Raw genomic sequence first — 941 nt, 5'->3', positions numbered from 1 at the left:
CGGGTCGCCGCCACATAAGCGTACTATCGCTTTTATCATTTCGTTGTCCAGCTCTATCTCCAAAGCGACCTTTGCCATTTTGAACCCTTTTATCTTGTTTGTTTTCTTGTACACAATAATCAACGTTGCCAAAATCATAGTCATATAAAGCATCACCTTTATCCCATTTTCATCCCTGCTTACCAGGTGTGTCGTGTTCAGGTGCTGCTTGATGAATTTAAAAAACAACTCTATCTCCCAACGTTCTTTGTATAACCTGGCAATGGTATAAGCGTCCATGTCCAAGAGGTTGGTCACAAAACATATCTCCTGGCCGCTTGCGTCCATCACACCCTTGATAACCCTGTACTTGTGGCTGGTCTTCTTTTTCTGCCTATTTACCAAAAAACCTATTTCATCCCCAGTGATGGTTACCGTGCTATGGTCCGGCTTTTTTGCCACCTCCTGTATTTGCGGCAGCTGGCAGCTTATGCCCACCTTGCCACGGGTGACAAAATACTTGTTGTCCCCCGTGAACTTGTCGAATGAATTGCGGGATTGCATCCCCCTGTCAAACACAACTATGTCATCGCAAAGGTGCCCCGTGTCGTTTATTGCTTCGGCAAGTGCCAGTTCCTCGCTTACGTAAGGCTGTTCGGTGAACACCTTTGCCTTGCAGGGAAGGCTGCCTTTCAGGACGATGCTGTATTTTACAAACCGCTTGGAGTTGCCGTCCCCGTTCTCCATCCCAATACTAAACAAACTTGCCGCCAATGCCACGAAGGTGCTATCAACCTTGCTCAATGCCTTTTCTTCCTTCAGTTCTTTGTTGTAGATGAGGAATATCTCCTCCAACAACCGTTCAAAATAAACCTCGTCTATCGTGCATATCCTGTCCCGTATCGAATTGAACCGACAGCCGTACGGGGATTTTGTTTGTTTGCCCCGCGCACGCCTGGTAC

General features: G+C 47.1%; 1 protein-coding gene. It reads right to left on the bottom strand.

Annotation, left to right across the window (positions count from 1 at the left end; all coding sequences use genetic code 11):
- Positions 1-941 (bottom strand): IS4 family transposase (locus ACHFIY_RS19295; RefSeq protein ID WP_410847767.1); only part of this gene is annotated, 941 nt, incomplete at both ends.

It is taken from the genome of Parasediminibacterium schistidii (genome assembly GCF_046546515.1).
Taxonomy (GTDB): Bacteria; Bacteroidota; Bacteroidia; order Chitinophagales; family Chitinophagaceae; genus Parasediminibacterium.
The sequence above is the reverse complement of the archived record's forward strand: the minus strand, read 5'-3'. Positions and strand labels throughout refer to the sequence as shown.